A 6,594-nucleotide genomic window follows, 5' to 3' on the forward strand; every position below is an offset into this window, starting at 1 on the left:
ATATCGGAGTTTCAAAGAGCCGTGGCAAGGGCGCAAAGGGTGGCGATTTCGCAAATCTGCTGCATCGCGCCCAGCGTGTCGCCTGTGTGGCCGGCAAGCTTGCGGCGGATGACTGCGGTGAAGGCAAATCCTGCAGCGCCGCTGGCGAGCAAGCTGGCGACGAGCGGCTGCAGGCCGAATGCCGGCCAGATCAGAAGCGCGGCGAGCAGACCGGCCGAAACGAGCGCAAACTGCATCGCCGCCTCATTCGGCTGGCCGGTCGAGGCGGCCACGCCATCGACTTTTGCCGGCGGCAGCCGTTGCCAGTGCCAGGCGATAGCGCCGCGGCTCAGCGCTGCGACGGCAGGAACCGCAAGGGCTGCGGCGAGCGGCGAGGAATTGCGGACAATGGCGGCGAGTGCGGCCGCCCGGACCGCGAAGGAAAGAATCAGCGCTATCGCGCCATAGGTGCCGATCCGGCTGTCCTTCATTATGAGGAGGCTTTGCTCGCGGTTCTTGCCGCCGCCGATGCCGTCGGCCGTATCGGCCAAGCCATCTTCGTGCAGCGCGCCAGTGGCAAGAGCCTGGACGGAAAGCGCGATCAGCGCCGCCACAAGTGGATCGGCACGAATGCCCGAAAGGATAAGGAGGGCGAGCGCCGGGATGAAGCCAATGACAAGGCCGGCAACGGGAAAGGCACGCACCAGGCGGCCGAGCCTGCCGTCATAGCCTTTGAACAGCGCTGGCGGCATGGGAAGGCGGCTCAGAAAGGCGACGGCGCGGGCGGTATCGACCGCATAGTCCTTGATCTTCATTCTGTTTCGTTCTGCCGGAGGGGCTGCGGCGCTTTCGGTGTTGTTCGCTACGTCCGCCGGCGCTAAGAGAAAGCCACCGCAAAGAAGCTGATTTGCGTCAAAAAAACAAGAACAGCCGATTCATAGGAAAAACCGCACAGATGAGCGTTTCAGGCCTGCCGTTCGACGATTTCCGTACCCTGCTCCGTGACCTGCCGGGGCCGGATGCCCGCGCGCTGGTGGCCGCGCGCGAACGCGACGCGCAGTTGACCAAGCCGCCGGGCGCGCTCGGACGGCTCGAGGAGATTGCTTTCTGGCTTGCCGCCTGGACTGGGCGCCAGCCTGCGGTCAACCGGCCGCTGGTGGCTATTTTCGCCGGCAATCACGGCGTCACCAGGCAAGGGATCACGCCTTTTCCGGCAACGGTGACGCAGCAGATGGTCGAAAATTTTGCCGCCGGCGGCGCGGCGATCAATCAGATTTGCGTTGCCCACGACCTCGGACTGAAGGTCTTCGATCTTGCTCTCGATTATCCCACCGGTGACATCACCGAGGAAGCGGCGCTTTCCGAGCGTGATTGCGCCGCAACCATGGCCTTCGGCATGGAGGCGATCGCCGGCGGTACAGATCTGCTTTGCATCGGTGAGATGGGGATTGGCAATACGACCATTGCGGCAGCGATCAACTATGCTCTCTATGGCGGATCGGCGCGAGACTGGGTGGGACCCGGCACCGGTTCGGAAGGCGAGATGCTGGAGCGCAAGATCGCCGCGGTGGAGAAAGCGGTGGAACTGCATAGCGACCATCTCGACGATCCCTTGGAGATCATGCGTCGGCTTGGCGGCCGCGAGATTGCGGCGATGGCCGGCGCCATCCTAGCCGCCCGGATGGAGCGCATACCGGTGCTGATCGACGGCTATGTCGCAACTGCCGCGGCGGCGATCCTGAAAGCCGCCAATCCCTCCGCGCTCGATCATTGCCTGATCGGCCATGTCTCCAGCGAACCCGGCCATCTGCGCGCGATCGAGATGCTCGGCAAGACGCCGCTTTTGGCGCTCGGCATGCGGCTGGGAGAAGGCACCGGGGCGGCGTTGGCCGCCGGCATTGTCAAAGCCGCGGCTGCCTGCCATTCCGGCATGGCGACGTTTGCCCAGGCAGGTGTGAGCAACAAGCATTAGGGGATCGATATTGACGAAGCCCGCGGTGACGAAGCAGACCGGATTTCGGCATTTCATCGCCGCGGCCAGTTATTCCTGGGCGGGCTTCCTGCGGGTGCTGAAGGAGGCGGCCTTCCGTCAGGAGCTCGGTTTCTTCGTCGTTTCGATGGCGGCGCTGGTGTGGGTGGGAGCCACCGCCGGTGAGATCGTCGCCGCGGTTTTGCTGTTTCTCGGGTTGTTTTCGATGGAGGCGATGAATACCGCTGTCGAAGAGGTGATCGACCGGATTTCACCGGAAATTTCGATCGTCGGCAAACATGCCAAGGATCTCGGCTCCTTCGCCGTGGCCTGCATGATCGCCGCTTGCTGCCTCTACCTGAGTTTCGTGCTCGGCAAGCACCTGTTTTTCACCTGAATCAAGCGAAACTCTTGCGCCTGCGCGCTACAGGCTGAGCCTCTTCGACGGCCGGAAGGCTCTGGAGCACGCGCTTGGCAGGCAGGATGGCGATGACCTCCGTGCCCTCACGTAGCTTCGATTTCAGCAGGAATTGTCCGTCATGCTTGGCAAGGATCGCCTGCACGATCGGCAGGCCGAGCCCGGTACCCTGTTCGGCGCTCTTGATGGCGATCGAGCCTTGGCCGAAGGCCGAGAGGACGACGGGAATCTCTTCTTCCGGAATGCCGGGGCCGTTGTCCCTGATCGAGATGTATTGTCCGCCGCCGGCCGTCCAGCCGACCTTGACGTGGATCTCGCCTCCCTGGGGCGTGAACTTGACGGCATTGGAGAGGAGGTTGAGCACTACCTGGCGCATCGACTTCTCGTCCGCCCAGATAGCCGGCAGCTGCCGCTCAAATTGATCCGAAATGGCAATGTTCTTGGCGCGGGCTCGCAACTGGACCATGCCAATGCAATCCTCGGTGATATCGAGCAGCGAGATCGCTTCCTCGCTCAGTTCGTATTTGCCGGCCTCGATGCGCGACAGGTCGAGGATTTCGTTTATCAGATCAAGCAGATGCTGGCCAGAACGATGGATATCGCCGGCATATTCCTTGTAGGTCGGATTGGCAAGCGGGCCCATGACTTCGGCCGACATGACCTCGGAGAAGCCGAGGATGGCATTCAGCGGAGTCCTGAGCTCGTGCGACATGGACGCAAGGAAACGGGACTTAGCGAGGTTTGCCTCTTCGGCGCGGCGGCGTGCCTCGTCAGACATCGATTTCGCTACTTCCAGTTCGGCGATCAGGTCGTCTTTCTCCGACTGATAGGAGAGGATCCTGAGGTTCGATTTGAAGAGCCGGTCGCTGATGTAGTTGAAGAAGAGGAGAGTGGTGGTGAAGACCCCGGTCAGGCTGATTTCGAGAAGGTCGCGTGACAGACCGCTCTTGGCGCCAAGCGCCAGGACCGCCGGTGCGAATGCGACCAGCACGGCTGGCGTCAACATGAAGTTCGACATCGCCGTGACGGAGAGCGCAATCAGCAATGTTGCGCCCTTATAGAGAATGAAGCTCGACGGCTCGCAGGTGTCGCACCCCTGGAGCGCGAACACGGCCCAACAGCAGCCGACCAGGAATTGGCCGAGCAGCAGCAGCCGGCGCCACTTGCGGGCGCTCTCGGAGGTGATCTCCTGCCTGCGCGCGCGCCGGGCGAGCAGGATGTTGCCGGCGTGACAGGTGAGCGTCAGCAGCGCCCATAACAGTAATTGGGTATCTTGAGTGAAATAGACGCCGAGTGCGGTGATGATGACGATGAAGAGCGGCATGATCGTCGCGCCCTGCATCATTGACGCTATATACATCTTGAGTACGTCACGGTCGAAGGCGGAATTGGACGCGTGACCGGACTGCAGGCGTTCGCGCGTCTGCCGCACAGCCTTGGAAACGGGCTTATTGCGGTGGCTGCGCGACCTGTCGACGATAATCTTGTCGGTCGATGTGCTTACGCCGGTACTCATGTGCACGTTGAAACTTCATCCCAGGGTGGATAAGAGCTTAACCGGCAATTCTTAAGAAGATGTTTGCCATCTTTGCCAAGGATTTGTTTTTTAAGGAGGCGAAAGCGTGACACGGGGCCTGCGCCTGATTCGTGACGGCGTGACCGCTTTTGCCCTGTTGGCCCTCCTGGCGCTGATTACCGCCAAGATCAACGATAGCGCAACAATCAAGCGTGCGGGCGCCTTTCATGCTGCCGATGGCGATAGCCTGACATTGGGCAGGGAGCGCTTTCGCCTGGAAGGCATTGATGCGCCTGAGCTTGATCAGAGCTGCGAACGTGCTGGAAAGGCCTGGGCTTGCGGACGCCTGGCGCGAGAGGCGCTGCAGGAGATGGTGCGGGCATCGGGAACGCTTTGCCAAGGCAACCGGCGCGACCGCTACGACAGGTTGCTTGTCGTCTGTCGGAGTGGGACGGGCGGCGACATCAATGCCGACATGGTGCGCCGAGGCATGGCCGTTTCCTATGGTGGTTACGGCAGGGAAGAGATGGAGGCGAGGGGAGCGAAGGCGGGGCTGTGGGCTGGGACTTTCGAGCAGCCGCGCGATGTGCGCGATCATGCCCGCCAGAAAACCGGTTACAGCGACGCGCTGCGCTTCATCGGGCGAATCGTTGGGTGGGAGTAAAGCGATGACCGACGAAGCCAAGCTGGAAAATCTGCGGCGGGAAATTGCCGCCTGTCGCATCTGCCGCGACGCCCCGGCGAAAGGGCCTGAGCACCGGCTGCCGCACGAGCCGCGGCCGGTGGCGGTGATTTCGTCGAGCGCACGTATTCTGATCGCCGGGCAGGCGCCTGGCCTTCGGGTGCATGAGAGCGGTCTCCCATTCGACGATGCCTCGGGCGACCGGCTGCGATCATGGCTCGGCGTTGACAGAGCAAGCTTCTACGACCGCAAGCGATTCGCCATCGTGCCGATGGGCTTCTGCTTTCCCGGCTACGACGACAAGGGCGCGGACCTGCCGCCGCGTCGCGAATGTGCACCGTTCTGGCGGCAAAGAGTAATGTCGGTGATGCCGCAGATCGAACTGGTGCTGGTTATCGGCCAATATGCGCAGGCCTGGCATATGGCTGGCGAAGGACGAGGCAATATGACCGAGACGGTGCGGGCGTGGCGTGAGAGCCTCCTGTCCGGCCGGCTGCCGGAGGTGCTGCCGCTGCCGCATCCGAGTTGGCGCAACAGCGGCTGGCTGAAGCGCAATTCCTGGTTCGAGCACGAATTGCTTCCTTACCTGCAGGAGCGGGTGAAAGTGCTACTTTCCTGAAACAAAATTCTTTTCCTCGCGCGGAATCGGGTTATACAAAGAAAATAATTCGAAAGGACTGACGTGCGCATGGACCGCCTCGACCGAAAAATACTGCGTCTGCTGCAAGAAGATTCGACGCTTGCCGTTGCCGACCTCGCCAAAAAGGTGGGGCTTTCGACGACGCCATGCTGGCGGCGGATCCAGAAAATGGAGGAAGATGGCGTCATCAAGCGTCGGGTCGCCATCCTCGATCCAGAGAAGGTCAATACCAAGGTCACGGTCTTCGTGTCGATTCGCACGGCTACTCATTCGATCGAGTGGCTGCGCCGCTTTTCCGAGGTGGTCGCCGAATTCCCCGAAGTGGTCGAATTCTATCGAATGAGCGGTGATGTCGACTATCTCCTGCGAGTCGTCGTGCCCGACATTGCAGCCTATGACGCCTTTTATAAGCGGATGATCGCGAAAATCGAGATTCGCGACGTCTCCTCCGCCTTTGCGATGGAGCAGATCAAGTATTCGACGCAGCTGCCGCTCGATTACATGATTCTTGAGAACGCCAAATCCAACGAGGATTGACGCTCGGGTGTGCGATCTGCGATCGCCAGGGGTGTCGCCAACAGGTTGCGTTCGAAGCTTGGGCAGCAGTCATCTAACTCGTCCGGAAGGCCGGCCGTCTGAGGCGATTCGGCCGCTTGCCGCAATGGCCGTCGAAATGCGGCTTTCAGAAGAATGCGGCGTCGGCTGCGGGAAAAGTCGGAAAAATCGCAAAAATAAGCTCCAATTTCACCAAAAAAGTGGAAAAATATATAGCCTGGTAACGATTGCGGGACTATGATCTGTGGCATCAGTGAGCGCTTTGTCATCATTTTGACTCATTGATATCGAATTCAGAACACCATGTTCTACACCGCTACCGTGTATATGTTCATTTGTCGGCGGTAGAATTTATATGCTTCACCATAATGTTCGACGGGGTCGGATGGTGAAGAATTTGAGATGGGGCGAAGCGCGTGCGGCTTGCGATGGAGGTTTCCATTGCGAGGCCGTTTTTGTGCGTTATTCGCTTAATATTTGAAATTGTTGTATAAAAATCACGTTGCTGGCGAAAGTTGCTCCGGCGAACCCCTCTCACATGTATCGAGAATTGCTTGATAGAGCCTTCTATGTGATGACGGTTTGGCGGTTCGATCGATCCGCACGCCGAGATGGCTGTTCAAACTGGGCCGGCTTCAAATTGACTACCCGACGAGACGTCAGCCCCGATCGACAAAGGAATGGATTGGTAAATGAACATCAGAATGGTTTTGCTCGCATCAGCAGCAGCATTTGCTGCATCGACGCCGGTTCTTGCAGCTGACGCTATTGTTGCTGCTGAGCCGGAACCGGTTGAATATGTTCGCGTCTGCGACGCTTACGGCACCGGCTACTT

Annotated in this window: 8 protein-coding genes; 6 read left to right on the forward strand and 2 right to left on the reverse strand. The window is 60.0% G+C overall.

What is annotated here, in order from left to right; all coding sequences use genetic code 11:
- Window positions 1–11 precede the first annotated feature (11 nt).
- The gene (locus FFR93_RS12770) at window positions 12–794 is read right to left on the reverse strand and encodes an adenosylcobinamide-GDP ribazoletransferase (RefSeq protein WP_138393468.1); all 783 of its coding nucleotides are present in this window, start codon (window positions 792–794) and stop codon (window positions 12–14) included.
- Window positions 795–934: 140 nt separating this feature from the next.
- On the opposite strand from FFR93_RS12770, the gene cobT reads away from it, so the two are divergent.
- Complete coding sequence (gene cobT, locus FFR93_RS12775; protein ID WP_064705235.1) at window positions 935–1,951, forward strand: nicotinate-nucleotide--dimethylbenzimidazole phosphoribosyltransferase; 1,017 nt, start codon at window positions 935–937, stop codon at window positions 1,949–1,951.
- A 10-nt stretch (window positions 1,952–1,961) separates the two neighbouring features.
- Window positions 1,962–2,345 carry a diacylglycerol kinase gene (locus FFR93_RS12780; protein WP_064705234.1) on the forward strand — a complete coding sequence of 128 codons (384 nt, stop codon included), beginning with the start codon at window positions 1,962–1,964 and terminating at the stop codon, window positions 2,343–2,345.
- A 1-nt stretch (window position 2,346) separates the two neighbouring features.
- On the opposite strand, the gene FFR93_RS12785 is transcribed toward FFR93_RS12780, so the two are convergent.
- Window positions 2,347–3,882 carry a HAMP domain-containing sensor histidine kinase gene (locus FFR93_RS12785; RefSeq protein WP_064712684.1) on the reverse strand — a complete coding sequence of 512 codons (1,536 nt, stop codon included), beginning with the start codon at window positions 3,880–3,882 and terminating at the stop codon, window positions 2,347–2,349.
- A gap of 106 nt (window positions 3,883–3,988) precedes the next feature.
- Between FFR93_RS12785 and FFR93_RS12790 the strand changes: the two genes are divergently transcribed.
- The 4 genes from FFR93_RS12790 to FFR93_RS12805 form a co-directional block, all read left to right on the forward strand.
- Window positions 3,989–4,546, forward strand: a complete 558-nt coding sequence (locus FFR93_RS12790) for a thermonuclease family protein (protein WP_138393469.1) — start codon at window positions 3,989–3,991, stop codon at window positions 4,544–4,546.
- 4 nt (window positions 4,547–4,550) lie between these two features.
- Window positions 4,551–5,183: a uracil-DNA glycosylase family protein gene (locus FFR93_RS12795; RefSeq protein WP_138393470.1), complete on the forward strand. Its 633-nt coding sequence runs from the start codon at window positions 4,551–4,553 to the stop codon at window positions 5,181–5,183.
- Window positions 5,184–5,252: 69 nt separating this feature from the next.
- Window positions 5,253–5,741 carry an Lrp/AsnC family transcriptional regulator gene (locus tag FFR93_RS12800; protein WP_004678404.1) on the forward strand — a complete coding sequence of 163 codons (489 nt, stop codon included), beginning with the start codon at window positions 5,253–5,255 and terminating at the stop codon, window positions 5,739–5,741.
- A gap of 710 nt (window positions 5,742–6,451) precedes the next feature.
- Window positions 6,452–6,594 (forward strand): porin (locus FFR93_RS12805; protein ID WP_170960099.1); only part of this gene is annotated, 143 nt, incomplete at its 3' end.

The sequence above is a fragment of the Rhizobium sp. MHM7A genome (assembly GCF_005862215.1).
Classification (GTDB): domain Bacteria; phylum Pseudomonadota; class Alphaproteobacteria; order Rhizobiales; family Rhizobiaceae; genus Rhizobium; species Rhizobium bangladeshense.